Origin of the sequence: Enterobacter sp. GER_MD16_1505_Eko_090 (genome assembly GCF_003331015.1) — a bacterium.
Lineage (GTDB): Bacteria > Pseudomonadota > Gammaproteobacteria > Enterobacterales > Enterobacteriaceae > Enterobacter > Enterobacter roggenkampii.
Genome location: NZ_PUQF01000009.1, coordinates 120,407 through 145,529 on the forward strand (window position 1 = coordinate 120,407; position 25,123 = coordinate 145,529).

General features: G+C 53.1%; 24 protein-coding genes. 8 read left to right on the forward strand and 16 right to left on the reverse strand.

Going from position 1 to position 25,123, the window contains the following annotated elements; translation table 11 throughout:
- Positions 1-42: 42 nt before the first annotated feature.
- Entirely contained in the window at positions 43-546 is a 504-nt protein-coding gene (locus C6A40_RS12250) for a phenolic acid decarboxylase (RefSeq protein WP_008503103.1), read from the reverse strand.
- A gap of 99 nt (positions 547-645) precedes the next feature.
- Here C6A40_RS12250 and C6A40_RS12255 point away from each other — a divergent pair, with 99 nt between their 5' ends.
- The gene (locus C6A40_RS12255) at positions 646-1,527 is read left to right on the forward strand and encodes a LysR family transcriptional regulator (protein WP_023345056.1); all 882 of its coding nucleotides are present in this window, start codon (positions 646-648) and stop codon (positions 1,525-1,527) included.
- A 32-nt stretch (positions 1,528-1,559) separates the two neighbouring features.
- On the forward strand, positions 1,560-2,354 hold the full coding sequence (locus C6A40_RS12260; protein ID WP_021242161.1) for an SDR family NAD(P)-dependent oxidoreductase: 795 nt from the start codon (positions 1,560-1,562) through the stop codon (positions 2,352-2,354).
- Between the two features lie 5 nt (positions 2,355-2,359).
- On the opposite strand, the gene C6A40_RS12265 is transcribed toward C6A40_RS12260, so the two are convergent.
- The gene (locus C6A40_RS12265; protein ID WP_186436504.1) at positions 2,360-2,806 is read right to left on the reverse strand and encodes an NlpC/P60 family protein; all 447 of its coding nucleotides are present in this window, start codon (positions 2,804-2,806) and stop codon (positions 2,360-2,362) included.
- A 321-nt stretch (positions 2,807-3,127) separates the two neighbouring features.
- Here C6A40_RS12265 and C6A40_RS12270 point away from each other — a divergent pair, with 321 nt between their 5' ends.
- Positions 3,128-3,787: an HAD family hydrolase gene (locus C6A40_RS12270; protein ID WP_008503107.1), complete on the forward strand. Its 660-nt coding sequence runs from the start codon at positions 3,128-3,130 to the stop codon at positions 3,785-3,787.
- Positions 3,788-3,852: 65 nt separating this feature from the next.
- On the opposite strand, the gene C6A40_RS12275 is transcribed toward C6A40_RS12270, so the two are convergent.
- Positions 3,853-4,878, reverse strand: a complete 1,026-nt coding sequence (locus tag C6A40_RS12275) for a TerC/Alx family metal homeostasis membrane protein (protein ID WP_008503109.1) — start codon at positions 4,876-4,878, stop codon at positions 3,853-3,855.
- A gap of 163 nt (positions 4,879-5,041) precedes the next feature.
- Positions 5,042-5,440, reverse strand: a complete 399-nt coding sequence (locus C6A40_RS12280) for a potassium channel family protein (protein WP_008503110.1) — start codon at positions 5,438-5,440, stop codon at positions 5,042-5,044.
- Positions 5,441-5,755: 315 nt separating this feature from the next.
- Here C6A40_RS12280 and C6A40_RS12285 point away from each other — a divergent pair, with 315 nt between their 5' ends.
- Positions 5,756-7,093 carry an MFS transporter gene (locus C6A40_RS12285; protein ID WP_045336746.1) on the forward strand — a complete coding sequence of 446 codons (1,338 nt, stop codon included), beginning with the start codon at positions 5,756-5,758 and terminating at the stop codon, positions 7,091-7,093.
- 34 nt (positions 7,094-7,127) lie between these two features.
- Here C6A40_RS12285 and C6A40_RS12290 read toward each other — a convergent pair whose 3' ends face one another.
- The gene (locus tag C6A40_RS12290) at positions 7,128-7,865 is read right to left on the reverse strand and encodes an IclR family transcriptional regulator (protein ID WP_039267175.1); all 738 of its coding nucleotides are present in this window, start codon (positions 7,863-7,865) and stop codon (positions 7,128-7,130) included.
- Between the two features lie 169 nt (positions 7,866-8,034).
- Here C6A40_RS12290 and C6A40_RS12295 point away from each other — a divergent pair, with 169 nt between their 5' ends.
- Both C6A40_RS12295 and C6A40_RS12300 read left to right on the forward strand, forming a co-directional pair.
- Complete coding sequence (locus C6A40_RS12295; protein ID WP_039024262.1) at positions 8,035-8,727, forward strand: RraA family protein; 693 nt, start codon at positions 8,035-8,037, stop codon at positions 8,725-8,727.
- The gene (locus tag C6A40_RS12300) at positions 8,727-9,665 is read left to right on the forward strand and encodes an NAD(P)-dependent oxidoreductase (protein WP_045336749.1); all 939 of its coding nucleotides are present in this window, start codon (positions 8,727-8,729) and stop codon (positions 9,663-9,665) included. The genes C6A40_RS12295 and C6A40_RS12300 overlap by 1 nt, the downstream gene beginning before the upstream one ends.
- Before the next feature lie 370 nt (positions 9,666-10,035).
- On the opposite strand, the gene pcoE is transcribed toward C6A40_RS12300, so the two are convergent.
- From pcoE to pcoA, 7 genes are all read right to left on the reverse strand, one after another.
- The gene (gene pcoE / locus C6A40_RS12305; RefSeq protein ID WP_000723069.1) at positions 10,036-10,470 is read right to left on the reverse strand and encodes a copper resistance system metallochaperone PcoE; all 435 of its coding nucleotides are present in this window, start codon (positions 10,468-10,470) and stop codon (positions 10,036-10,038) included.
- 217 nt (positions 10,471-10,687) lie between these two features.
- A complete protein-coding gene (gene pcoS, locus C6A40_RS12310; RefSeq protein ID WP_058657475.1) occupies positions 10,688-12,088 on the reverse strand; it encodes a copper resistance membrane spanning protein PcoS in 1,401 nt (466 codons plus the stop codon).
- A complete protein-coding gene (pcoR, locus tag C6A40_RS12315) occupies positions 12,085-12,765 on the reverse strand; it encodes a copper response regulator transcription factor PcoR (protein WP_001188930.1) in 681 nt (226 codons plus the stop codon). The genes pcoS and pcoR overlap by 4 nt, the downstream gene beginning before the upstream one ends.
- 54 nt (positions 12,766-12,819) lie before the next feature.
- Positions 12,820-13,698 (reverse strand): copper resistance inner membrane protein PcoD, encoded by an 879-nt coding sequence (pcoD, locus tag C6A40_RS12320; protein WP_229692861.1) that lies wholly within the window; start codon positions 13,696-13,698, stop codon positions 12,820-12,822.
- Positions 13,699-13,753: 55 nt separating this feature from the next.
- On the reverse strand, positions 13,754-14,134 hold the full coding sequence (gene pcoC / locus C6A40_RS12325) for a copper resistance system metallochaperone PcoC (protein ID WP_000025662.1): 381 nt from the start codon (positions 14,132-14,134) through the stop codon (positions 13,754-13,756).
- Between the two features lie 39 nt (positions 14,135-14,173).
- Positions 14,174-15,064, reverse strand: a complete 891-nt coding sequence (pcoB, locus tag C6A40_RS12330) for a copper resistance outer membrane transporter PcoB (RefSeq protein ID WP_001378118.1) — start codon at positions 15,062-15,064, stop codon at positions 14,174-14,176.
- 5 nt (positions 15,065-15,069) lie between these two features.
- Positions 15,070-16,887, reverse strand: a complete 1,818-nt coding sequence (pcoA, locus tag C6A40_RS12335; RefSeq protein WP_000925240.1) for a multicopper oxidase PcoA — start codon at positions 16,885-16,887, stop codon at positions 15,070-15,072.
- A 234-nt stretch (positions 16,888-17,121) separates the two neighbouring features.
- Between pcoA and C6A40_RS12340 the strand changes: the two genes are divergently transcribed.
- Positions 17,122-17,571 carry a copper resistance protein gene (locus tag C6A40_RS12340; protein WP_001023257.1) on the forward strand — a complete coding sequence of 150 codons (450 nt, stop codon included), beginning with the start codon at positions 17,122-17,124 and terminating at the stop codon, positions 17,569-17,571.
- Between the two features lie 288 nt (positions 17,572-17,859).
- Entirely contained in the window at positions 17,860-18,597 is a 738-nt protein-coding gene (locus C6A40_RS12345; protein ID WP_000287501.1) for a peptidoglycan DD-metalloendopeptidase family protein, read from the forward strand.
- 33 nt (positions 18,598-18,630) lie between these two features.
- Here C6A40_RS12345 and C6A40_RS12350 read toward each other — a convergent pair whose 3' ends face one another.
- The 4 genes from C6A40_RS12350 to silA form a co-directional block, all read right to left on the reverse strand.
- Positions 18,631-18,828: a DUF2933 domain-containing protein gene (locus C6A40_RS12350; RefSeq protein WP_000843494.1), complete on the reverse strand. Its 198-nt coding sequence runs from the start codon at positions 18,826-18,828 to the stop codon at positions 18,631-18,633.
- A gap of 40 nt (positions 18,829-18,868) precedes the next feature.
- On the reverse strand, positions 18,869-21,316 hold the full coding sequence (gene silP, locus C6A40_RS12355; protein ID WP_001353604.1) for an Ag(+)-translocating P-type ATPase SilP: 2,448 nt from the start codon (positions 21,314-21,316) through the stop codon (positions 18,869-18,871).
- A gap of 126 nt (positions 21,317-21,442) precedes the next feature.
- Positions 21,443-21,883, reverse strand: coding sequence for a DUF411 domain-containing protein (locus C6A40_RS12360; RefSeq protein WP_000758228.1), 441 nt, complete (start codon positions 21,881-21,883; stop codon positions 21,443-21,445).
- Positions 21,884-21,969: 86 nt separating this feature from the next.
- Positions 21,970-25,116 (reverse strand): Cu(+)/Ag(+) efflux RND transporter permease subunit SilA, encoded by a 3,147-nt coding sequence (silA, locus tag C6A40_RS12365; protein WP_000574029.1) that lies wholly within the window; start codon positions 25,114-25,116, stop codon positions 21,970-21,972.
- Between the last annotated feature and the right edge of the window lie 7 nt (positions 25,117-25,123).

Here is a 25,123-nt window from a genome sequence, read left to right on the forward strand (position 1 = left end):
AAATAGCCGGGAACTTTTCTATTTAGTTAATTGTCGCGCTTATTACAGGTTATCTGGAAAGTTTTTCGGTAATTCACTGGCCGCGCAGGCGATCACGCTTTCATTATTGGCACCACAGTCGCGTACAAAGGTGATTGTGGCAAATTCATCAATCACTTCGGTTGGATACGCCGGGCCCGCATCACGGTAGCTGTTCATCAGCGGAATATGATCGTTCTGGAAGCAGACGGTTTTTTCCGGGTTGTTCATGACCCAGCGCGGGAAGAAAATGGTGCCGTGGAACAGTTTGTCGCCCAGGTTCACAATCAGGCTGACGTCGGTGCCGGTTGGCTCGGTCCAGGAAATTTTATAGATGCTCTCCCCTACCCGCACGATGTAAGCCTGCTGATCTTTCACCCAACGGTTGGCCACCAGACCGCTGTGAATACGGTAATCCAGGGTCGTCTCATTTTTGACGTAAATCTCGTAGTTCCAGCCGTTGTCATAGGTATAAACAAGGTGTTTGCCAACGAAGCCGCTTAAGTCGTGTTTGTCGAAGGTGTTCATAAGATGTCTCCTTTGTTTTGATGAGACGATCGTACCCCTTCAAAAATTGAATGAATAACGCTATGTTTTAATCAAATTCATCCAAATTTTAGATAAATTATGCATAAGACGACGCTGGAACAATGGTCTTTACTGGAAAGAGTGGTCGAGGCGGGCAGCTTTGCCAAAGCCGCAGAAGAGACCCACCGCAGCCAGTCTTCGGTGAGCTATAACCTGTCGCTGCTGCAGGAGCGGCTGGGCGTGGCCCTCCTGGTGCCGGAAGGACGACGGGCGGTGTTAACGCCGGCAGGAGAACTGCTGCTCAACCAGGTGAAACCGCTGCTGAAAGCCTTTTCGTACGTTGAGACGCGCGCAGCGACCCTTCGCAACGGGATGCGCACGCGGCTGGATCTGGTGGTGGACTCCATTTTCCCGCGCCGCCGCCTGTTTGCCATTCTGCGCCAGTTCCAGCAGCAGTATCCGCAAACCCAGGTACGCCTCACCGAGGTGCTGGAAAACACCCGGGACGATGCCATTAACGACGAAGCCGATGTGATGGTCCTCACCCGCCGCCAGGACATGACCGGGCTCGGCGAATGGCTGATGAATATCGACTTTGTTGCCGTGGCCCACCATCAGCATCCTCTCTTTCACCTCGACGCGCCGCTTAACGACGACATGCTACGCCCGTGGCCGCTCATTCAGATTGCGGACAGTCAGCCCGCCGCGCGCGCGGCCGGTGAGTCATGGACCTTCTCCACCATCGATGCCGCCATTGAGGCCGTCCTCTCTCAGGTCGGCTATGGCTGGCTGCCGGAGGAACGCATCCAGACCCAGCTGGATCAAGGCATCCTGAAACGCCTGCCGCTGAGCCACGGTGCACGCAGAGCGACGCCGCTTCACCTGATTGTTAAGCGCTCCCTCGCCCCGCTTGACGAGCAGGTGGAGACGCTGCTGCGCCTTTTTAGCCAGGAGCCGTCATCCTCACCTGCTACGCTTTAAGGTCCGAACGTTAAAACGATAAGGAGCGGATGATGAAAATCGACTTTACGGGGAAAGTGGCGCTGGTGACCGCCTCAACCGGCGGGATCGGGTTCGCCATTGCCAGAGGGCTGGCAGAAAGCGGTGCCGAGGTGATCGTTAATGGCCGCAGCACGGAATCGGTGAATAAAGGCATTCAGCAGCTGCAGCAGGTGGTGCCGGGCGTGCAGGTGCGCGCCGCGATTGCCGATCTCAGCACGGCGGAAGGGGTCGAGTCGCTGCTGAAGGTGGCGAATAACGTCGATATTCTGGTTAACAACGCCGGGATTTACGGCCCGCAGGATTTCTATGCCACCGACGATGAGACCTGGGAGCGTTACTGGCAGACCAACGTGATGTCCGGCGTGCGTCTTTCCCGCGCCCTCCTGCCGGGCATGGTGCAAAAGGGCTGGGGACGGGTGGTGTTTATCTCCTCCGAGTCGGCCTGCAATATCCCGGCGGATATGATCCACTACGGCGTGACCAAAACGGCGCAGCTCTCCCTGGCGCGCGGGCTGGCGAAGTTCGTGGCGGGAAGCGGCGTGACGGTCAACAGCGTCTTGCCGGGGCCAACGATGTCGGACGGTTTCGCAGAGATGATGAAGGATGAAATCGAAAAAACCGGTAAATCGCTGGAGCAGCTGGCGAAAGAGTTTGTGATGGCCAACCGCCCCAGCTCGGTGATCCAGCGCGCGGCCACGGTAGAAGAGGTGGCCAATATGGTGATTTATGTCTGTTCGCCCCAGGCTTCCGCCACCTCGGGCGCGGCGCTGCGCGTCGATGGCGGCGTGGTAGATGACATCATCTGAGGCTGTCAGGCCGCACTGCCTGCAACCCGACGGGCAGTAATGTAGTGCGCCTGCCAGTAAGCATCCGTCAGGGTTGAGACCGTGACGCCCTGGCTGCTTGAGGCATGAATAAACTGGCTATTGCCAATATACACGCCGACATGCCTGCGGTTCGGACCCGTCTGGAAGAACACCAGATCTCCGGGCCTCAGGCGGTATTGCGTCACCTGCACCCCGCGGTGGATCTGCTCGCCGGTCGTGCGCGGTAAATTAAGATGCGCCACATCGCTGAACAGGTGCTGCATCAGCGCGGAGCAGTCCACCCCGCGGCGCGTGGTTCCACCCCACTGGTACTGGGTCCCCTTCCACTTTTGGTATTGATCAAGGATGCGCGCGCGCAGCGGGCCCGTATCCTGTTGCATCAGCGCAGATTTCGCTGGCGAGACGGCCAGGGCACTGTTCATCGATAGCATCGACGCGGGGAGTTGAAAACTGAATGCAGAAAACGACGCAAAACTTAACGTCAGGATTGAAATAAACGATCTAAGAGTCATATCAAGAAAGCAGTAGTGAGTGAGTTTTTCCTTACCTGTGGGGGCCAAAGGGTTCCCCTGAATATCGTGCGATGTGGCGATAATATAGACAGATCGTTTTTTCACCAATTCTTATCGAGGCCAAAAATGGACTCACTTTGAGATCGCAAGATCGAGAAAAAAATGGTGGTGATGTAAGGACTGTCCTGGTAAAGCAGGTAAACTGATCCACAGAATGTGTATTTCAGCTAAGACGTATTTATGACCAATATGATTGCCGACGAGACGGTGGCGAAATCCAGCGTGCTCTCTGTCTTTGACTTTGATGGGACGTTAACACACCACGACAGCTTTATTCCTTTCCTGCGCTTTGCCTTCGGGAAACGCTACTTCGCGGGCCGTCTGGTGCGTATGGCGCTGCCCACGCTCCACTGCGTGCGTCGCAAGCTGACGCGCGATGAGCTAAAGGAAGTGCTGATCAAAACGTTCCTGACGGGCGTGGATGAACACTGGTTGCGCCAGCAGGCGGAAGCGTTTTGCGAAAAATACTGGAGCAAGCTGATGCGCCCCGAAGGGGTTCTGGCCGTGGCGGCAGAGGTGAATTCCGGTGCGGAGGTGACCATCTGTTCCGCGTCTCCGGCGCTGGTGCTCCAGCCGTGGGCTGACAAACTGGGCATTAAGCTGATTGGCACGCAGCTGGAAGTGAAAGACGGCAAGCTGACGGGGCGCATCACGGGCCATAACTGCCGCTGCGCCCAGAAGGTGGCCAGGCTGGAAAAAGTGTATGGCGATCTGAACGCCTATCACCTGCGCGCCTGGGGGGACACCCGCGGTGACCACGAGCTGCTGGCGGCGGCGCAGGATCCGCACTGGCGGCACTTCCACCCGCCGCGCAAGCGCCGGAATTCACCCATCAAGTAGCCTTTTTGCCGGGTGGCGGCTGCGCCTTACCCGGCCTACATTCGAAAGCGCCACCGGGCGGTACATCAGGCTTCTCGTTTCCCCGGGAACATCACGCTCGCAATAATTCCCAGCGCCAGCACGCCCAATACCACAAACAGGCTGGCCGTCGCGCCAATGCTGTAACCGTGATGCCAGAAGTGATCGGTGGCATTTAACCCCAGCTTGAACGCCACGAAGAACAGCAGCAGCACCACCGCTTTCTCGAGATGCACCAGATACTGCTTCAGCGCTTCCAGCACGAAGTAAAGGGTACGCAGGCCGAGAATAGCGAACATCATGGCGCTGTAGATAATCAGCGGCTCGCGGCTGACGGCGATAATGGCCGGCACGGAGTCAAACGCGAACATCACGTCTGAGAGTTCCACCACCGCCACGCAGAGCAGCAGCGGGGTTGCATAGCGCTTCGCCTTCTTCACGCGCCCAACCATCACGTCCTGGTTTTCCGGCTTTTCAAGCTCCGCATCCACCTCTTTCTGCGTCAGAATAAAGGCGTTGCTGCTGATTTTCGGCCAGACCGGATAGAAGCGTTTTACCAGGCGATAGGCGAGATGACCCGAGTAATCTTCCACTTCGTCACTCTCTTCATTGCGTCGGAGCATCATTACCGCCGTCCAGCCGACGACCAGCGCGAAAATCACCTCGACGTAAGGCCCCAGACTTAGCAGGCTGGTGCCGATAGCCACGAAAATACCGCGGAAGACAATCGCCCCCAGCACGCCCCAGTAGAGCACGCGGTGACGGTACTTATCCGGCACGCCGAACCAGGCGAAGATCGCCATCATCACAAACAGGTTATCGACGGAGAGCACCTCCTCCAGCGCATAACCGGTGAGGAACAGGCTCGCCATCTCGGCGCCGTGGTGAACGTACAGGAACCCGGCGAAGGCCATCGCCATCATGACCCAGAAGAGGGACCACATTGCGGCGCTTTTCAGCGAGATCGGTTTATCGTGACGGTGCATAAAGAGGTCGATAAACATCGCCCCAACGGCCATCACTACAAAGACAACAACGGTTTCCGTCGGGAAACCGAGATGAGCAGCAGACATACAAAACCCTTTTATAGAGGCAAAGCACAGCACCATGCAGGCTGGCGTAAACCAGCAGAGAAAAAGGGTGGGCTGTTTATCACATCCACCCTCAAAACCGCAGCGCGACGGCCGCGTAAGGGGTGTACTTTACCTTACCAGATGGGGATTGCACATCTACCGTTTAGGCGCTCATGCCACGCAAACGCTGCAGCACTGCGACCAGAACCGCCACAGACCAGCCTACCATCAACGCGCCCACCAGTCCTTCCACCCCGCCGATGAGCCGCCAGTGCTGGGGTAACGTGACGTCGCCGTACCCTACCGTCGCGTAGCTGACCAGTGAAAAATAGAAGCTGGTGTTCCAGTCATTAAACGCGTCGATGACAAAATAAAAGGCTGCAAACAGCCCGGCCTCCAGGAGATGGGCGAAAATCATAGAGATAACGATACCGACATTGCGTAAAACAATGCGTACCGCAGAATCGACGTCTAACGTGATGAATTTTAAAACGCCAAACATCCACAGCGAATGAATGACCACGGTTAGGGTAAGCAAAATAATAATGCTGAGTAGCTGCATGGTACGTGCTCTGACCAAAAGGGATATGGCCCCGCGAGCGCGGCGGGGCATCTGGTCGAAGCTTAGTTGAATGGAGAGGAAAAGTTGGTGCAATAATTGCGCTACGTGATTATTTCTCTGCCAGCACGTCCTGCTTGCGGCTGGCCAGCAGCCTTGAGCGATATCCGCAGCGCACTATCTGTGAGTCACCTCTTATTTACATAATTTAAACCTTCCATTAACTGGATAAAAAGAACGCGCCGTCGCTATAGTGGTTTTGTTTAATAAAACCAAGTTGTACCTAATAAAACAAAGAACACACCCTGCGAGGATACAATGACAGAACATTTACGTAACGGCGCGACCGCCACCGAGGACATAGAAAGAGAGACGATGCGGAAGGTGATCTGGCGTATTCTTCCGTTTCTGATTGTCAGTTACCTGGTCTCCATTATCGATCGCGGGAATATCGGCATGGCTTCGCTGCAGATGAATGAGGACCTTGGCCTCAGCAAAGCGGCGTTTGGCTTCGCCAGCAGCCTCTACTTCGTGGCCTATTTCCTGTTTGAGGTGCCGAGCAACCTGGCCATGCAGAAAGTCGGCGCCCGGCTGTGGATCCCGCGCATTATGATCAGCTGGGGCATCGTCTCCATGGGCATGGCGCTGGTTCAAAATACCACGTCGCTCTATATCGTCCGTTTTCTTCTCGGAGCAGCGGAAGCAGGCTTTTTCCCCGGCGTCGTGCTGTATCTGACCTGGTGGATCCCTGCCCGCTACCGCGCGCGCATTATTGCGTCCTTTATGGTTGCCATCCCGCTCGCTAACTTCATCGGCTCCCCGCTTTCCGGATTGATACTGTCGCTGGATGGCTGGCTGGGTCTTCGCGGCTGGCATCTGCTGTTCATTATTGAAGGCTTACCTGCGGTGCTGCTGGGTATTGCGGCCTGGTTTATTCTCCGGGATCGCCCTCATCAGGCGAAATGGCTCAGCGATGAACAGAAAAAGTGGCTGGAAACCACCCTTGAGACCGAGCGTAGCCAGCAAAAGAACATTGGACACCAGACGACGTGGCAGCTGCTGAAGCATCGCCAAATCTGGCTGATGGCGCTGATTTACGCGGGCGCATCGTCCGCGGGCACCACTATTAGCGTCTGGTCTCCTCAGCTGCTGAAATCCTTCCATCTTGATAATCTGCAAACCGGTCTGTTTAACGCCATTCCTTACGGTCTGGCATCGGTTCTGATGATTGTCTGGGGACGACACTCCGATCGCACCAATGAACGCCGCTGGCATACTGCGCTGACGCTGTTCATGATTGCCGCCGGCGTGTTCGCTGCCTTTGTCAGCGTCTCGCTCTTTGCCACTCTCGCGATCCTGAGCATTATCCTGACGGGCGCGTATTCGATGAAAGGGCCTTTCTGGGCGCTGGCGTCCGGCTGGATGAGCAGCTCCTCGGCGGCGGCAGGGCTGGCCGCGATTGGCGCCATCGCGAACCTGATTGGCGGGGCGGTCATGGTAAATGCCTACGGCATGATCAGCGAGCAAACGGGCAGCCACACGCTGGCTATGCTTCCGCTGGCCGTGCTGTGCCTGGCCGGGGGTATCGCGGTACTCATTATGGGACGGCAGGCCCGCAACGCTCAGCTACACGAAAAACAGGTCACACATTCATGATGACAGAAGCGGGACACATGTCCCGCTTCTGCGTTTAAAGATTTTCTTCCGCCGCGTCGCTCGTTTCACCAAAGAACTGCTGACAGAAGGGCTTACTGGCTCCCATTTTCTGCGACAGACGGCTGGCCGCCGCCTTCATCAACGGGCCTATCTCCTTCTCACGACGATCTTCCGTCAGCCGTGAGATGGGGCCGGTCAGGGCTAACGCCGCAACCAGCTTGTCGTGAACGCCGAAGACAGGCATCGCAAACGCCGCGGTGTGGGGATCGCGTGCGCCTGACGTGTAGAAAGGGAGTTCAGCGTCGCCCTCCGGCAGGCTCTCATTGAGCCCCCAGTGGCGCAAGACCTTACTGATGGCCGAATTATCGAGCGGGAACTGGCTGCCGGGAAGATTGCTGTGTCGCAGGCCGTGCGACGCTTCCGCGCGAAACAGGCAAAGGCGCTGCCCGCCCTCCAGCACATACCAGCTGGCGCTCTCCTGAGACGCCAGGGATAAGGCCTGAAGCTCTGGCTGAACCACCCGCGAAAGATGGAAAGATTGTTCATACAGCTTGCCGAGGTAAAGCAGACGTGGGCCAAGCGCATAATTGCCGTCTTCATGCCTGACGACGTAATTCATCCGTTCAAGAGAATTCATCAAGCGGTAAACCGTGGTTTTGTGATAACCCGACAGCTGTGCCAGCGCGGTCAGCGTCAGGCTCTCCTCTCCAGGACGGAAGCAATCCAGTAAAGCCAGCGCTTTTTCAACCGCTACAACGCCTTCATTCCCCATCATTATCTCCTTGTTAGCCCGGCAGTGAGTGTACCTCAAATTTTGTGAGTCACTTCGTGTTTACATCACAAACGCCACCTCGGGTCTGGCTAAAAGGAAAGCAACACCGCTATAGTTGTTTTGTTCTGTACACCTGCGTTGTACTTAGTAAAACAATATGGAGGCATTCATGTCCGTTTCTGAAAAAAAAGCGATTAATCGCCAGTTCGAACGCGTTTCTGCCGAGGACGTTCGTCGGGCTGCCGAGTATCAGGCAGCCATTCTGGCCGACGTCGCCGGTCGCCGCGGTACGCTTCACGGCCGCATCAAACCGCTGGCTCCTCACATGTCCGTTGCGGGTCCGGCCATCACCGTGGAAGTCCGTCCGGGTGATAATCTGGCGATTCATGCCGCGATGGCGGTTGCGCAACCCGGCGATGTCCTGATCGTCGATGGCAAAGGCGACCTGAGCTGCGCGCTGCTGGGCGAAATCATGGCCACTCAGGCTCAGGCGAGCGGCATTGCGGGCATCATTATTGACGGTGCTGTACGTGACGCCGATTCCCTGAGCAAAGGTCACTACCCTGTCTTTTCTGCCGGTCTGAACCCCTGCGGTCCGACAAAGTTAATTTCTGGCCGGGTTAATCATCCCATTTCAGTCGCCGGGGCGACGGTTCAGGCCGGGGATCTGGTTGTCGCGGATATCGACGGCGTGGTCGTCATCCCGCGCGATGAGGTTCAGCAGGTTATCGCGCTGGCAAAAGAAAAGCTGGAGATGGAGACCCGGCGTCTTGCCGCCATCCGTGAAGGCGATTTGCGTCCACACTGGCTTGATGACGCGCTTCGTAAGGCAGGTATGTTAGCTGACGGGGAGACGCTGTGATGGGGGGCAAAGACGTAATTCTGGTTACCGGAAGCGACCTGGCGGAGCAGGCCATGGTGATGCTGCAGGGCTTTGAGGTGGTGTTTGCGGGCCGCCAGCCGACAGAAGATGACCTGATCGCGCTGTGTAAACGACACAATCCCGTGGCGATTCTGGTTCGTTACGGCCGGATCACCGCGAAAGTCATGGATGCCGCCCCGGCTCTGCAGGTTATTTCCAAGCACGGAAGCGGGATCGATGTGATAGACCAGACGGCAGCGGCCGAGCGCAATATCGCCGTCCGCGCGGCCCCAGGCGCAAACGCGGCGGCAGTGGCTGAACATACCTGGGCGCTGATCCTCGCCTGCGCAAAGTCCGTGGTGCCTCTGGACAAGCGGTTACGAGACGGGCACTGGGATAAGGCGACGCATAAATCCATTGAGCTGGAGGGATTAACCCTGGGGCTAATCGGATTGGGCGCTATCGGCTCGCGCGTGGCAACTATTGGTCATGCCTTCGGCATGAAGGTGCTGGCTTACGATCCCTATGCTAAATCGATGCCTGCCCTGTGCGAACGTGCAGAGACGCTGACCGGACTTCTTTCCCGTTCAGATGTCATCTCTTTGCACTGTCCGCTAACCGATGAGAATCGGGGCATGATCAATAGCGAGGCGCTCGCACACTGCAAGCGGAACGCCATTCTGGTCAATACGGCACGCGGTGGACTGATCCACAGTGAATCGTTACTGGCGGCGCTCCGGGATGGCACGCTGCACAGCGCAGCGCTGGACAGCTTTACCCAGGAGCCGCTGACGGCGCCGCACCTCTGGCAGTCCGTAGAAAACGTGGTGATTTCACCGCATATTGGCGGCGTTACCGCCGCGTCATACATCAAGATGGGGACCGTGGCCGCGGGCAATATTCTGGCCGTGACGGATGCCACCACCGTCAGCTCGTAAAGCCAAGCGTGACGAGTGGCAGCGAGCTGATGTCACTTGTCTTCTGCTGTGTAGAGACATTAAAGTTGTATCCTTTAACCTGAAAAAGACTTTAAAGTTGTAAAGTTTTAAAAAAACACATACAAAACATGATGCTAAGTGTGTATCACACGCTGTTCCAACATTATGCCTTGATGTTCTTGCAGGAACTGCAATTTACAGGAGGAAAAAGGTGTTTTTGTAGTTATCTGGCGTTACGTGACAGTGTTGGTCAGATACTTCCACCTCTTCAGAGTTAAAGTTTGATATATGGGAAAAAAAACGCTCCCGGACGGGAGCGTAAGCCAGTGACTTCGGCGTCAAATGAGGGTCTAACAAGTGGAGCTGCGGGTTAATTCTGGGTGATCTGACTGCGATGCTTATCAGCCTGCTGCTGGTGAACAACGGAAGACTGACCATTATTCGCCTTCTCATGTACAGCTGCGGCCTTCTCATGCTCGCTCATTTCAGAAAATGACTTTGCTGTTTCGTTGGTAGCTCCGGGTTTAGCTTTCATCATTTTTTTATGCATTTCAGCCATGTCCTGGTGGGCAGCAGAATTGCTGTTTTGCATCATGTCATGGGACATTGCGGCCTGATCGTGACTGCTCATATCCATCATTGTCATGCTGTCTCCCTGAATTGCACTTTTTTCAGCAGATGACTGCATCTGGTGGGCAGGTGCCTGTGCATTATTTACCTGGTCATGCATGTTCATTGTCTCTGCAGCCATGGCAGATGAAGCGGCAGCCATAATGGCAACAAATGATACGAGAATCTTTTTCATGGTTGGGTCTCCGGTGTTTACATACCCAAACAATCAATGGCTTATAACAGAGAAAGCAGTTGATCTCAGGGCGGGTTAATCATCACTCCAGGAACCAGGTGATTGTGTTATCACGCTGCTCCTGATTTATGAATAATTATAAAAAACCGCCTCTGTTTATCGCGTGACTGAATGATGACAATTTTGTCACCTTCCAGGTTTCTCCTGAACAACGGGATTAATCCATTAACAGGCGCACTTTGAACACAATTTCACGCCCCTGCTGTTCTGCTGACAGCTCGCCGCCGTGAGCATGAATGATCGACCTTGTAATTGATAATCCCAGCCCCGCGCCTTCCGTGTTGTAGAACCTTGATGAGTCTGCGCGATAGAACCGGTCAAACAAACGTTCCAGATTAGCGGGAACCTGGCCGGACATCGTATTCGTAATCATCACGTTCACACAGTCACTGTCACGCTCAAGGTGTATCGCTGTACAGGTGTTATCGGGAGAATACTTGATTGCATTGGAAAGCAGGTTACTGAAAGCACGTCGGAGCATATCGCTGTCTCCGGCAACAACGCCCTCTCCTTCAACCGTGATTGTCTTTCCTGTTTCGTCTGCCAGGGGCTCGAACAACTCACGTAATTCATTCAGTTCGGCTGCCAGATCCACATCATGTTTATCCAGCCGCAGCAGACCATGCTCTGAACGTGCCAGAAAAAGCATGTCACTGGTCATTCGTGACAACCTTTTCAGTTCTTCCAGGTTAGCGAATAAAATTTCGCGGTAATGCGAAACATCCCTTTCCTTAGCCAGTGCAAACTGCGTCTGCATCATCAGATTACTGACTGGTGTGCGCAGCTCATGCGCGATGTCAGACGAGAAATCTGACAGTTTCCGGAATGCCCCCTCCAGGCGATCAAACATATTATTGAACTCCTGCATGGTCTCAGAGATTTCCGGCGGAGCCAGATCGGGATTTAGACGCTGATCCAGGCTGTGTACGGTCATGGAGGAAGCCAGACTGGTCATTTCCCGTAGCGGTTTCAGACCAATACGTGTGGTCAGCCAGCCCAGAAAAACAGAAATAAAGACCAGACCGATATTGAACCAGAACAGCCAGGTACTGAGTTTGTCCATAAACAGGGTGTGATACCCAGTATCCGTGGCAACCGTAATGATGACATGTTTGCTTTTACCCTGTTCCGGCGTCACGGCAACCCGCCGCGAGATACTGCGGTACACGGTGTTATTTTCTTCCGTCTGGATCATATAGTCGAGAATATCACCCGACTTATTAAGCAGGATCGCTGGAACAACAGAATTTTTGGCATAGAGTTCAACAATTTTTTCATTTTCCATGTTTTTTATAGAAATGAATAAGCCATTGTGCCCCACCATCGCATCGTTTATTTTTTCTGATAATGACTTAATATCCGTTTTGTTCCTGAACGTCTCTGTTTTAAGAAACTCTTCGGTGAGCTGAAGTTTACCTGTCAGAAAATCGCGGTCCTGATTATCGAAATAGCCATTAAGGGTGCTAATCAGGATAAAACTTGATAACCACCATACCGTAAGCATCACCACAGAAAAAATCAGGCTCAGGCGTGTGGTCAGGGAAATTTTGAACCTCACTCTTCTCTGATCTCCAGGACATATCCGGCACCGCGAACGGTATGGATCAGTTTTGGCTCAAAGTCATCATCAATTTTACTTCTCAGACGTCTCACGGCGACATCAATCACATTCGTATCACTGTCAAAATTCATGTTCCAGACCAGGGACGAGATAAGACTCCTGGGTAACACTTCTCCGGTGCGTTGCAGCAGCAACTCAAGCAGAACGTATTCTTTACCGGTGAGATGGATCTTCTTCCCCGAACGGATCACGGTCCGGCGCACCATATCAACGGTCATATCGGCGATGGTGCAGACTGTTGCGGCCTGCGAGCGTGCCCGGCGCAGTAGGGTTCTTACACGTGCAACCAGCTCCGTAAAATCAAAGGGCTTAATCAGGTAGTCATCTGCGCCAAGCTCCAGTCCTTTCACTTTGTCCCGCACGTTGTCCTTTGCGGTTAAAAACAGGACCGGTTCTTCGTGCCCGGACTCCCTCAGTGCGCTGATGATTTGCCACCCGTCGAGGAAAGGCAGCATCACGTCCAGTATTATCAAATCATACTGTCCCTTCGACGCGGCCCCGAGACCATCGCGGCCATTATTAAAGAGATCGGCCTGATAGCCTTCCTCAACCAGTCCCTGCTGCAGGTAACGACCTGTTTTTTGTTCGTCTTCAACGATTAAAATACGCTGCATGGTCAACTCGCTGATATGAAAGTAAAAATCTCACGCATGAGCTTTGGCTGTCCCCTAGCTGACCTGAGACGGAGCAAGCATTCCGAGCCACGCTACGGCGCCCAGAATGATAATCGCAACAACGAATTCTGTCAGGATGCTGTTTCGCATCAGGGCAACGCTGCGATCATAATTCCCTTCCCTGACCATAACTTCAAGCCGGGGACCCAGGTGAAACCGGTTTGCTGCAGCCAGAAGAAGCATCAGAACAAACAGAGCCGTCTTGGCAAGCAATATCCTCCCCCAGGAACTGTTGAATAAGGGAGTTAAGTTACCCTCAGCAATATACAGATAGTTGACCAGCGCACTCAGGATCAGGGCTACAACAATCACCGTTCCTGCCGTGGCAAATTTTGCCAGGGAGTCAGATATCACAATGACGCTCTGTGCATTATGCTCGTTTCTGCGCATCAGCAGGATAGCAAATGCAACCAGAGCACCTGTCCAGGCACCTGCAGCGCCGAGATGGGTCAGATCGCTCAGTAAATGGAGATAGTAATGCAGACCGTCATGCATAACGGCGTGTCCTCCCCAGGCAAGTGTAGCCAGCGCCACGCCCCCACTCATCGTCATCAGCAGGCAGGACAATACTCTCTTATTAGTGTAAAGGAACAAAGCACCGAGTGTGGTAAACAGGGCACAGAGCCTGACAATCCAGCTAATACCCACATCAGTTTCTTCTATCACCATCTCGATAACATGGATGGATAATTCTCTGAGGTCAGTTACTCCACTCATGGCATTAGATACCAGGAGCATATTAATGCCAGTAAGAATGATGCCTGTAACAACAGCAAAAGTTATAAACGACCTGAAATTAGTCAGGTTATAGGTTTCATGTCTGACACCGCTTATTCCATATATCTGAAAAAATGGCAATCCAAATATTACCATCAAATCCAGATAAAGAAGAAAACGAATAACAATCATAATCAGGTCGTTCATAATATTACTTCACTGTAAAGGTGTAATTACCGGTAATAGGGTGCGTATCTGAAGAAACCGCGCGCCAGTCAACACGATAAGTGCCAGCGGGTAAAGGCTCTCGCGGAATAATGACCATCGATTTAGGGTCAGCGCCTGGCGCCACTTTTGCCGCGACCGGCATCGGAGAATGTGATGACATGCCTTTCATACCCGTCATCGTTAATTTTGCACCTGAGAATTTCACGGTCAGATTTTCCGAGAAATTAAGCTGAATCTTTTCCGGGGCCGCTACGGCTGAATCAGCCTGTGGCACAGAGCTTTTTAATTCCGGATGGGCCATAGCAGAGAAAGCAACGCCCATAACGAGGCCACCTGTAAGAATGGCTTTATTTAAAATCGACATTTTATTTACCTGTTTAGTTGAGTGTTTTATATCAGTGCGTTAAAACCAGATTCTGGCTCCCGCCAGGAATACTACCTGATGGTCTTTCTCACCTTCTCTTTTCGCCATATCGGATGTTTTCCCGTAAAGTTGATTCCAGGAAACGCCTATATAGGGTGCAAACTCACGGCGTATTTCATAGCGCAGCCGGAGCCCCAGCTCTGTGTCAGTCAGTCCCCTGCCGCGACCCCGCGATTCATCATCCTGACTGTAGAAATTCACCTCATAGGATGGCTGGAGTATGAGCCGGTTAGTCAGTAAAACGTCGTATTCTCCTCCCAGACGAAGGGCTGCTTTTCCGCCATTACTGACAAAACCCGTAATTTCAGACTCAAAATTATAGAGTGCCAGCCCCTGAAAACCGACAGCAGCCCAGGTCCGGGCAGAAGCAGGTCTGAAATCCTGCCTGACACCCGCAACCAAATCCCACCATGGGCCAACCGCATGTCCCCAGAGTAACTGCGCTTCAGCCGCCTCCGTTTCCCCATTGCTTCGTTCACCTTCACTCTTTAGCCAAATCCGATCTGTGTCGCCTCCAATCCAGCTGTTAACACTCCAGCTGAAATTGTTGGTGTTATCCGACCGTTGCCATTCCAGTTGATCCAGCAGAACCAGATAATTAATCGCACTGTCGTGAATCGCATGCCCCTGTAAATTGCCGAATGCAGCCTTCCGGTCGGCATCGGTAACAGGCGGAATTGGCGTTCTGCTCTCAGTTACAATGGGCTCCATTGACGTCATCTCAGTGAAATTCTCATCTGCTGGCATCTGCATGGCAGACATGTCGTGCCCGGCGTGGGGATCTGCAGAGACGGAGCCCGCCGCAATAGAAAGCTGTGAGGTAAACAAACCGGCGACCAGAACAGGTATGGCCTTCAAATTTCTCTTCATTCGCATCATTCCTCCACCCGGACTTCACGAAACATTCCCATTTCCATGTGATAGAGCAAATGGCAGTGATACGCCCAGCGGCCAAGCGCATCTGCTGTCACTCTGTAACTGCGTTTTGTACCAGGGGGAACATCTATTGTGTGTTTACGAACCATGAAATTACCGTTTTCATCTTCCAGATCGCTCCACATACCATGCAGGTGAATGGGGTGAGTCATCATGGTATCGTTGATCAGCGTGATCCTGAGCCGCTCACCGTATTTCAGCAGCACCGGTGCGGCATCTGAAAACTTGATTCCGTTAAATGACCAGGCAAACTTTTCCATGTGGCCGGTTAAATGCAGTTCTATGGTACGGCCAGGTTCACGTCCGTCAGGATCCTCAAAGCGGCTTTTCAAATCCGCGTACGTGAGAACCTTTCTTCCGTTATTTCGAAGACCAATACCCGGATCATTTAATTTCGGAGAGACGCTCATCGCCTGCATATCAACCAGTGGGTTATCCGTTTCTGACGCAGGATGACTTTGCATACCCGGCATTCCGGCCATCCGGGAATGATCCATACCGGCCATGCTGCTGTGATCCATGGGCGCGGAGGATGTCCCGCTATCCGGAAGGTCAGCACCGTCCATAGACATCATCTCTCCGCTGTTATCCATGCCTCCCATCTGGCTGTGGTCCATTCCTGCCATATCATGTCCCATTCCCCCCATACCCATATCTTCCATGGTCAACAGAGGACGGGGATCGAGGGGGGGAACGGCAGCACTTAACCCCTCTCTCGTGGCCAGTGTCCCTCGAGCGTAACCGGTCCTGTCCATGGATTGTGCGAAGATGGTATAGGCCTCACCCTGAGGCTCCACAATGACATCATAGGTTTCGGCAACGGCAATCCTGAATTCGTCAACGGTAACCGGGTTTACATACTGGCCATCTGCAGCCACGACCGTCATTTTCAGCCCGGGGATACGGATATCGAAATAGGTCATTGCCGAGCCGTTGATAAACCGTAAGCGTATCTTTTCACCGGGACGGAACAGTCCGGTCCAGTTTTTCAGCGGGGCCTGCCCGTTCATGAGATAGGTGTAGGTGTAGCCACTGACATCCGCGAGGTCAGTCGGATTCATTTTCATTTCAGCCCACATTTTCCGATCGGCAATGGTGGCTGACAGCCCCCTGGTATTCACGTCGCGGAAAAAAGAGCCAACGGTTGGTTTATTGAAATTGTAGTAATCCGACTGTTTTTTTAATTTTTTCAGCAGGCTGTGAGGATTTTCATCGGTCCAGTCAGACAACATGACCACATGCTCACGATCGTAAGTAAACGGTTCTGGCTCCCCGGCATCGATGATAATGGCACCGTATACCCCCTCCTGTTCCTGCAGACCGGAATGGCTGTGGTACCAGTAAGTCCCGTTCTGCTTAACCTTAAAGGTGTAAACGTAGGTATCATCAGGCTCTATGCCCATAAAACTCAGCCCCGGAACACCATCCATATTGGCCGGAAGAATAATGCCGTGCCAGTGAATGGACGTCTGTTCATTAAGACGGTTTTTGACCTTCAGGGTAATGGTGTCACCTTCTTTCCAGCGAAGAACGGGCCCCGGCAGGCCTCCATTGATTGTTTTGGCCTGACGCTCACTGCCCGTGATATTGACGGCCGTTTCACCAATGGTCAGGTCAAACTGAGTACCCTGCAGGGATGCGGCAACTGGCAGGCTCAGACTGGAACGCGCATTGAAACTCCATACGCCAAGACTTCCGGCTACGCCAGAGAGGGTTAACCCCTTCAGGAAAGTTCGTCGAGACGTTTTCAACAGCATGCGCATTCCCTTATTTAAAGTATGGTTACTGACAGAATTCGAGAACCGATTTAAATTAAATTACTGGTTCATCCACTTACAATGAAATGAATCTAGCACACCTTAAGAAACAAATTCATTACAATCGTGTAATGTACATAGCTGTATTACATTTACGTCATCTTCCCCACAGGTTGATTATTTTTATATATGATCATAAGGACATCTTTTATGTACCTCAGAAGGTAATTACACATGAATATATTAATCACGACCACTGCGTTTACAGCTTTATTTTGTGGGGCAGCTTTTGCTCAGTCCAGTGATATTGCCCATGAAGCACATCGATTTGTTAATAATGCCTCAGCCGTCAGTCATGTGAATTCCTCGACGCATGAAAACTTACCGGACAGGGTTAATAAAAACAACACGCCCTCATTCTCTGAAATGAATGAACATGAAAGGGCCATTGTTGCTCATTCATTTATGAACAACAGCGCGTCCTATGCGCATCAGAAAATGATTGAGGAACATAAAAAAATGCTGTCCGGCAGTGATGCAAATTCAAAGACCTCGTCTTCTTCTTTTAACGAACTGAATGCCGGAGAAAAAGCCGCTCTCGTGCATGAGCAGGTCAATAATGCCGGTGCGGAAGCACATCAGACGCAGGCAAGAAAGCTTCGCGGGCTGTATTCGACCAGGTAACTGCAGGCGGGTTAGTGCTTAGCGTCAGGTGCGCAGCAGGGCTTTACTGACGGGTTACGTAGCAGGACATGAGCCCCATATTGCTCTGCCGTAACCTGTTTCAGTCCCGTTAATCATCACCGTCGGGCTGGTCATACAGTTCCCAGAGCTTCAGGAGCAAACGGGAAACAAGATATGTTACAAAAATGACGACCATCAACGGTGCTCCCGATTAACTGACAGATGACACGCCTCCTGAAAACCCCTAGCATACGCCGCAGTGTTCATGCTAACGGCGAATTCCAGTAAATGTATTCTACCGATGTCGTAAAAGAAAATGCCTACCTTTCAGCCACCCGCTCGGGGCTGGAATCGAACGAGATCGCTACTCTTCAGCGCTCCTTGCCTTCCCGGTTTAATCTGCGGCATTTGAAAAAAAATGAATCATTAAAACTCGTACTGCAAAAGAAAGCGGGAAAATCACGTGTCGTGGCCTATAAATTTACGTCCGGTTCATTTAATTACACGGCGTATCGTATATCAGATAAAAAGTTCTATAACCTTTCCGATACTTCCGGGAAAGGCAGTCTCGATTATCCGTTACCGGCCACAGCAAGACTCAGTTCGCCTTTCAATCCTGCAAGACTTAACCCGGTATCGGGAAAAGTGAGTCCCCATAATGGCATTGATTATTCCATGCCCATGAACACGAAAATAGTCAGCGTCATCGACGGAAAAATCACCCGGGCCGAATACAACAGTACCATGGGATATTTTGTTGAAGTAACGGGAAAAGCCGGTGTTAAAACTCGCTATCTCCACCTCAATAAAATACTCGTTACTAAAGGGGCCAGGGTTACACGGGGAGGTGCTATTGCGTTATCCGGTAACAGCGGACGTTCATCCGGTCCTCATCTGCATTACGAGCTGGTCATCAATAACAACCCTGTTAACTCTCTGGCGTTCCGGGCAGCGGCACCCGCTGATAACAAACTCGAACAGCATGCCTTTGCGCATGCCAGAGACTACGAACGATACCTGGACTGATAACGGGACCGCGACGCGGCCCCGTCTGCCGGATTAATTTTTTTTATCGTTTTCACTTCCGTGATGTTGATGATCTCCATGCCCTCCGTGGCCGTGGAAAAGATGCATTAGCGGGCAGACCAGCAATAACAGATATGGCCAGTAACCTGCCACATGTGACCAGTGTTCGCGCAGGAGGGCAAATGCCGCGATCGCGGCGACAGCAATAAGCGCATAGGTGGTACTTTTCATACTGGACTCCTTCTGTTCGTAACTGACCCTTCACTCAGTGTTATTTCCCGAGCCTGACACTTTTCAGACGCAACGCATTCACAATGACGCTGACGGAGGAAAGAGCCATGGCCGCCGCCGCAATAACTGGCGACAGCAGTATTCCATACACAGGATAAAGCAGACCTGCAGCCACAGGCACGCCAAGTGCGTTGTAGATAAATGCAAAAAACAGATTCTGACGGATATTTTTCATGGTGATCTCTGACAGATGACGGGCCCTGTTCAGTATCATCAAGTCGCCTTTGAGAAGGGTGACTCCGGCACTTTCAATTGCCACATCTGTACCCGTTCCCATGGCTATACCCACGTCAGCCGCTGCCAGCGCCGGGGCATCATTCACACCGTCTCCGGCCATCGCAACCACATGGCCAGACTCTTTCAGTCGGGTTATCACTGCTTTTTTGCCATCCGGCAGAATTCCGGCTTCAACCTCATCTATTCCCAGTTTCCGTGCGACTGCTTCAGCAGTAAGCTGGTTATCCCCGGTGAGCATAACGATGCGGATCCCCGCCTGACGCAAAGCTTTAAGCGCATCCGGCGTGGTTGTTTTCACGGGATCCGAGATAGCTATCAGGCCTGCAAGGTCCCCGTCTGTGGCCACATAGATAACGGTAGCGCCTTCCATCCGCAACGTATCCGCAACGGCCTTTTGATTATCAATAACTATACTGTTTTCCTGCATAGCCAGTTCATTACCAATAACAACCCGTTGACCTTCGACATCGCCTGAGACACCTTTACCCGACGGTGCATCGAAATGAGTGACTGCGGGTATTGCGATCCCCTTTTCCTGTGCTGCTTTAACTACTGCCATACCCAGCGGATGCTGCGAGCCTTTTTCCACTGCGGCTGTTACACGCAAAAGAGATGTTTCCCCACCCGGATTGAGACTGATAATCCCTGTCACCGTAGGCGAACCTTCCGTGAGCGTGCCTGTTTTGTCGACAACCAGCGTGTCCACTTTTTCAAGACGCTCAAGGGCTTCGGCATTCCTGATTAACACCCCGGCCTGGGCTCCTTTGCCCACCCCCACCATTATCGACATCGGCGTGGCCAGCCCCAGCGCGCAGGGACAGGCAATAATCAGGACCGACACAGCCGCAATGAGACCGTGCGCCATCCTGGGCTCGGGCCCCCAGACAGACCAGATCACGAAAGCAACAACCGCGATAAGTATCACCAGAGGAACAAACCAGCCTGAAACGCTGTCAGCCATTCTCTGGATGGGGGCACGCGAACGCTGTGCATCAGCGACCATCTGAACAATTCGTGAGAGCATTGTTTCATCACCGACTTTCTCTGCACGGATGATGAGACTCCCTGTCTGATTAATGGTCCCCCCGATGACAGGGTCACCCTCCGTTTTGGTAACCGGCATAGATTCCCCGGTCACCATCGATTCATCAACGGTTGTTTTGCCTTCGATCACGATACCGTCGACCGGAATACTCTCTCCAGGTCTGATGCGGAGCTTATCGCCAGGCAGGACATCTTCCGCATTAATATCCGTTTCATGACCGTCATGATCCAGCCGTCTGGCGGTTTTGGGGGCAAGGTTCAGAAGCGCAGTAATGGCGCCTGAGGTTTGTTCCCGTGCCCGCAGCTCAAGAACCTGTCCCAGCAGAACAAGCACCGTAATAACTGCTGCGGCTTCAAAATAAACGGCCACCAGGCCATCCATGTTTCTGAACGATGCAGGAAACCAGGAGGGGAAGACGGTTGCAATGACGCTGTAAACCCAGGCTACGCCGGTCCCCATTGCAACAAGGGTAAACATATTCAGGGAGCGGTTACGTAACGACATTCCGGCCCGGGCGAAGAATGGCCAGCCACACCACAACACGACAGGGGAGGCCAGAAGCAGCTGCAGCCATGTGTTGTACTGTGGCGGTACTGTATTCCTCAACTCGGGAAACAGATGAGATCCCATTTCGAGTACCAGAACCGGAAACGCCAGCAACAACCCCAGCCAGAAGCGTCTTGTCATGTCGTGAAGTTCATCACTCGGCCCCGTGGATGCCGTAGCTACGAGCGGCTCCAGTGCCATTCCACAGACAGGACAGCTTCCGGGACCACTGCGGCGTATCTCCGGGTGCATCGGACATGTCCACACACCTTCAGAATTCTCTTTTTCCGCCTGGTGGTGAGGCTGTTTTATCTGATCAGGGCTGACTTCGTGATGATCGTGGTGATGGTGATGGGAATGTTCACTGGCATCTTCGGTAAGATAACGATCGGGATGGGCTTTAAATTTACTCTCACAGCTGGCGGAGCAGAAATAAAGTTGATGGTCCTGGTATCGAATGCTGCTGTGCGCCCTGTCGGGCAGGATGGCCATCCCGCACACGGGATCTCTCACCTTATGCAATACGTGGCCCTCGTCCGGGGATAATGTCTGCTCAGAAGCAGTCTGGTTGTTGTGTTGCACTGCATTGTCATTTTTCACAGTAACTCTCCTTATGCATACCGAAGCATCTTCTGTCTTCAGGGTATGTCATGGATGCGATTACCACGAATATCGCCGGCACAGGAGTGCCTGCTACCGGCGTCCCGTTATCAGCCGTTCCGCTGACTATTCGATTCGCTGGAAGACTTTTTTACTTCCATCCGGTGAGAATGCGATAACATCGTAAGCCTCTTTTCGGGCTCCCATCTCCATTCCAGGACTTCCTGCTGGCATACCGGGGGTGGCGAGACCGTATATACCTGAACCAGACTGCATTGCCTTATGTATCGTTGTCGCAGGCACATGGCCTTCAATGATCAAATTACCGGCAACCGCGGTATGACAACTTCGCAGTCCTGCAGGAATAGCATGCTTTTCTTTCAGGGCTGACAGCGCCTGATCATTCATGACGTGAGTTCGTACTTCAAACCCGTCTTTTTCCATCGCCTTGCCCCACAGGGAACAACAGCCACAGTTTTCAGATTTGTACATATCAATCACTTTTTCACTCGCCATCGCGGGCAGTGAAAGGCCGAGAGCCAGCGCCATCAGAACCACTTTTTTCATACTCACCTCTGTATATTATCGATTTAAACCCTGACGTCAGGGTGAATCAGTAAAGAAGGACACCCACAGGGGGTGCCCTTTCAGGTTCAGGACACGCTTTTTTTATGTCTGCGCAGCCAGATTAATTTGTAGGCGGCAGGAATAATGAACAGGGACAGCAGCGGAGCCGTGATCATCCCACCAATCATGGGTGCCGCGATACGGCTCATGACTTCTGAACCTGCACCGGTTCCCCAGAGTATTGGCAGCAGACCCGCAATGATCACCGCCACGGTCATGGCTTTCGGCCGGACACGCAGTACGGCACCATGATAGAGGGCTTCATCAAGGCCTTCCGGTGTGAACGTCTCTTTACGGGACAATTCCGGGTGCGCTTCAATGGCATGACGCAGATACATCAGCATGACCACGCCAAACTCTGCTGCCACCCCGGCCAGAGCGATAAACCCCGTTCCGGTTGCGACAGACATATGGAAGCCCTGCCAGTACAGGAACCATATCCCGCCAACCAGGGCGAACGGCAGGCTCATCAGGATCAGCAGGGCTTCATCAACCCGGCGGAATGCCAGATACAACAGGATGAAGATGATCATCACCGTCATCGGCACCATCAGCTTCAGTTTCTTGTTGGCATGCTCAAGCAGTTCAAACTGTCCGGAGAATGACACGCTGGTACCCGGTCTCAGTTTCACTTTCTGACTGATCGCCGTTTTAATGTCATTAACCACCGACACCATATCCCTGCCGCGCGCGTCAATGTAAATCCAGCTGGCTGGACGGGCATTTTCCGTTTTCAGCATAGTCGGCCCGGAAACGACCTTAATATCCGCAACATCGCCCAGCGTGATCTGCTGCTTCATCGGGGTCAGGATCGGCATCTGTTTCAGGGCCTGCGGGCTGTTCCGGTAATCCTGCGGATAGCGGATATTAATCGGGTACCGGGCCACGCCTTCAACCGTTTCCCCTACCGTCGCGCCGCCGATGGCTGATGAGATGAACAGCTGCACATCGCCCACCGTCATTCCGTAGCGGGAGGCTTTTTCCCGGTTGATATCCACATCAATGTAGCGCCCGCCTTCCAGTCGCTCTGCGAGAGCAGACACTACGCCGGGTACGGTTTTGGCGACCGCTTCGATACTCTGCGCCGTTGCATCGATATCGGACAGAACCGTTCCGGACACCTTGATACCTATCGGGCTTTTGATCCCGGTTGAGAGCATATCAATACGGTTACGGATTGGCGGCACCCAGAGGTTTGCCAGCCCCGGTAAACGGACGGTCCTGTCGAGTTCTTCAATAATCTTGTCAATCGTCATGCCTGGACGCCACTGATCCTCAGGTTTGAGCTGGATCGTGGTTTCAACCATTTCGAGCGGTGCGGAATCCGTGGCGGTCTCTGCTTTACCGGTCTTGCCAAATACAGAGGCCACTTCAGGAACGCTTTTGATTAACTTGTCCGTCGTCTGCAGGAGCGCTGCAGCTTCAGCCGGAGAGACACCCGGCAGGGTCGACGGCATATACAACAGGTCGCCCTCGTTAATCTTCGGCAGAAACTCACCGCCCACCTGGCTCAGCGGCCAGATAACGGTGAAAATGGACAAGGCCGCAACCAGCAGGGTTGTTTTTGGCCAGTGGAGAACCCGCAACAGCAATGGATGATACGCTTTGATCAGTACCCGGTTCAGGGGGTTACTGGTCTCTGCAGGAATTTTCCCCCGGATCCAGAATCCCATCAGAATCGGAATGACGATGATGGCCAGCGCGGCCGCGCCCGCCATGGAGTACGTTTTCGTGAATGCCAGCGGGCCAAACAGACGTCCTTCCTGACCTTCCAGGGTAAAGATAGGAATAAAGGACAGGGTGATGATCAGCAGGCTGATAAACAGTGCGGGTCCCACTTCAACGGAGGCATCGGTAATCACCTTCCAGCGGGTGGCGTTGTCAATCTGCTCACCCGGATGCTGATGATCCCACTCCTCAAGCCGCTTATGCGCATTCTCAATCATCACAATGGCGGCATCCACCATCGCACCGACGGCAATCGCTATCCCTCCCAGCGACATGATATTGGCGTTCAGTCCCTGGAAGTGCATGACGATAAAGGCGATACACAGACCAAGCGGCAGAGAGATAATCGCCACCAGGGCAGAACGTACGTGCCACAGGAACAGGGCACAGACGATGGCCACCACGATAAACTCTTCCAGAAGTTTGGAACTGAGGTTATCAATCGCCCGGTCGATGAGCTGGCTGCGATCGTAGGTGGTCACGATTTCAACGCCTTCCGGCAGGCTGGCCTTCAGCGTCTCAAGTTTATCCCTCACTGCCGTGATAACGTCGCGTGCATTTTTACCCGACCGCAGGATCACCACGCCGCCAGCGACTTCGCCCTGGCCGTTCAGCTCGGCAATACCACGCCGCATTTCAGGCCCGGTCTGCACGCGGGCAACATCCCGCAGATAAACCGGCACGCCGTTCTCGCCTGTTTTCAGGACGATGTTATTAAAATCATCAATGCTCTGAAGATAACCGCTGGCACGGACCATATACTCAGCTTCGGCCATTTCAACGGATGAGCCACCGGCCTCCTGGTTAGACGATTCAAGGGCCTGTTTCACTTCGGGCAGGCTGATACCATACTGAGACAATTTTACCGGATTGACCTGAATCTGGTACTGTTTCACCACGCCGCCAACCGAAGCGACCTCAGCCACGTTCGGGATGGTTTTCAGCTCAAATTTCAGGAACCAGTCCTGCAGAGAACGCAGTTCTGAAAGGTCGTGTTTTCCGCTGCGATCGACAAGGGCATATTCAAATATCCAGCCCACCCCCGTGGCGTCCGGACCGATTTCAGAACTCACACCGGCGGGCAGTTTTCCCTGTACCTGGTTCAGGTACTCCAGCACGCGGGAACGGGCCCAGTACAGATCGGTGCCGTCTTCAAAAATGACATACACATACGAATCACCGAACTGTGAAAAACCACGCACGGTTTTTGCGCCAGGCACGGACAGCATGGTGGTGGTAAGTGGATAGGTGACCTGGTTTTCTACAATCTGCGGGGCCTGGCCGGGATAGCTGGTTTTGATAATGACCTGCACATCTGACAGGTCAGGCAAGGCATCGACAGGCGTGTTAATAATCGTCCATGTGCCCCAGATGCTGAGAAACAGGGCCCCCATCATGACCAGGAAACGGTTGGCGACAGAGCGCCGGATAATCCATTCAATCATCGTCGTC

Excerpts from the sequence above, each read along its gene's own strand:
- C6A40_RS12250 (WP_008503103.1), bottom strand. The coding sequence starts at position 546 with ATGAACACCTTCGACAAACACGACTTAAGCGGCTTCGTTGGCAAACAC.
- C6A40_RS12255 (WP_023345056.1), top strand. The coding sequence starts at position 646 with ATGCATAAGACGACGCTGGAACAATGGTCTTTACTGGAAAGAGTGGTC.
- C6A40_RS12260 (WP_021242161.1), top strand. The coding sequence starts at position 1,560 with ATGAAAATCGACTTTACGGGGAAAGTGGCGCTGGTGACCGCCTCAACC.
- C6A40_RS12265 (WP_186436504.1), bottom strand. The coding sequence starts at position 2,806 with ATGCTATCGATGAACAGTGCCCTGGCCGTCTCGCCAGCGAAATCTGCG.
- C6A40_RS12270 (WP_008503107.1), top strand. The coding sequence starts at position 3,128 with ATGACCAATATGATTGCCGACGAGACGGTGGCGAAATCCAGCGTGCTC.
- C6A40_RS12275 (WP_008503109.1), bottom strand. The coding sequence starts at position 4,878 with ATGTCTGCTGCTCATCTCGGTTTCCCGACGGAAACCGTTGTTGTCTTT.
- C6A40_RS12280 (WP_008503110.1), bottom strand. The coding sequence starts at position 5,440 with ATGCAGCTACTCAGCATTATTATTTTGCTTACCCTAACCGTGGTCATT.
- C6A40_RS12285 (WP_045336746.1), top strand. The coding sequence starts at position 5,756 with ATGACAGAACATTTACGTAACGGCGCGACCGCCACCGAGGACATAGAA.
- C6A40_RS12290 (WP_039267175.1), bottom strand. The coding sequence starts at position 7,865 with ATGGGGAATGAAGGCGTTGTAGCGGTTGAAAAAGCGCTGGCTTTACTG.
- C6A40_RS12295 (WP_039024262.1), top strand. The coding sequence starts at position 8,035 with ATGTCCGTTTCTGAAAAAAAAGCGATTAATCGCCAGTTCGAACGCGTT.
- C6A40_RS12300 (WP_045336749.1), top strand. The coding sequence starts at position 8,727 with ATGGGGGGCAAAGACGTAATTCTGGTTACCGGAAGCGACCTGGCGGAG.
- pcoE (WP_000723069.1), bottom strand. The coding sequence starts at position 10,470 with ATGAAAAAGATTCTCGTATCATTTGTTGCCATTATGGCTGCCGCTTCA.
- pcoR (WP_001188930.1), bottom strand. The coding sequence starts at position 12,765 with ATGCAGCGTATTTTAATCGTTGAAGACGAACAAAAAACAGGTCGTTAC.
- pcoD (WP_229692861.1), bottom strand. The coding sequence starts at position 13,698 with ATGGTAATATTTGGATTGCCATTTTTTCAGATATATGGAATAAGCGGT.
- pcoC (WP_000025662.1), bottom strand. The coding sequence starts at position 14,134 with ATGTCGATTTTAAATAAAGCCATTCTTACAGGTGGCCTCGTTATGGGC.
- pcoB (WP_001378118.1), bottom strand. The coding sequence starts at position 15,064 with ATGAAGAGAAATTTGAAGGCCATACCTGTTCTGGTCGCCGGTTTGTTT.
- pcoA (WP_000925240.1), bottom strand. The coding sequence starts at position 16,887 with ATGCTGTTGAAAACGTCTCGACGAACTTTCCTGAAGGGGTTAACCCTC.
- C6A40_RS12340 (WP_001023257.1), top strand. The coding sequence starts at position 17,122 with ATGAATATATTAATCACGACCACTGCGTTTACAGCTTTATTTTGTGGG.
- C6A40_RS12345 (WP_000287501.1), top strand. The coding sequence starts at position 17,860 with ATGTATTCTACCGATGTCGTAAAAGAAAATGCCTACCTTTCAGCCACC.
- C6A40_RS12350 (WP_000843494.1), bottom strand. The coding sequence starts at position 18,828 with ATGAAAAGTACCACCTATGCGCTTATTGCTGTCGCCGCGATCGCGGCA.
- C6A40_RS12360 (WP_000758228.1), bottom strand. The coding sequence starts at position 21,883 with ATGAAAAAAGTGGTTCTGATGGCGCTGGCTCTCGGCCTTTCACTGCCC.
- silA (WP_000574029.1), bottom strand. The coding sequence starts at position 25,116 with ATGATTGAATGGATTATCCGGCGCTCTGTCGCCAACCGTTTCCTGGTC.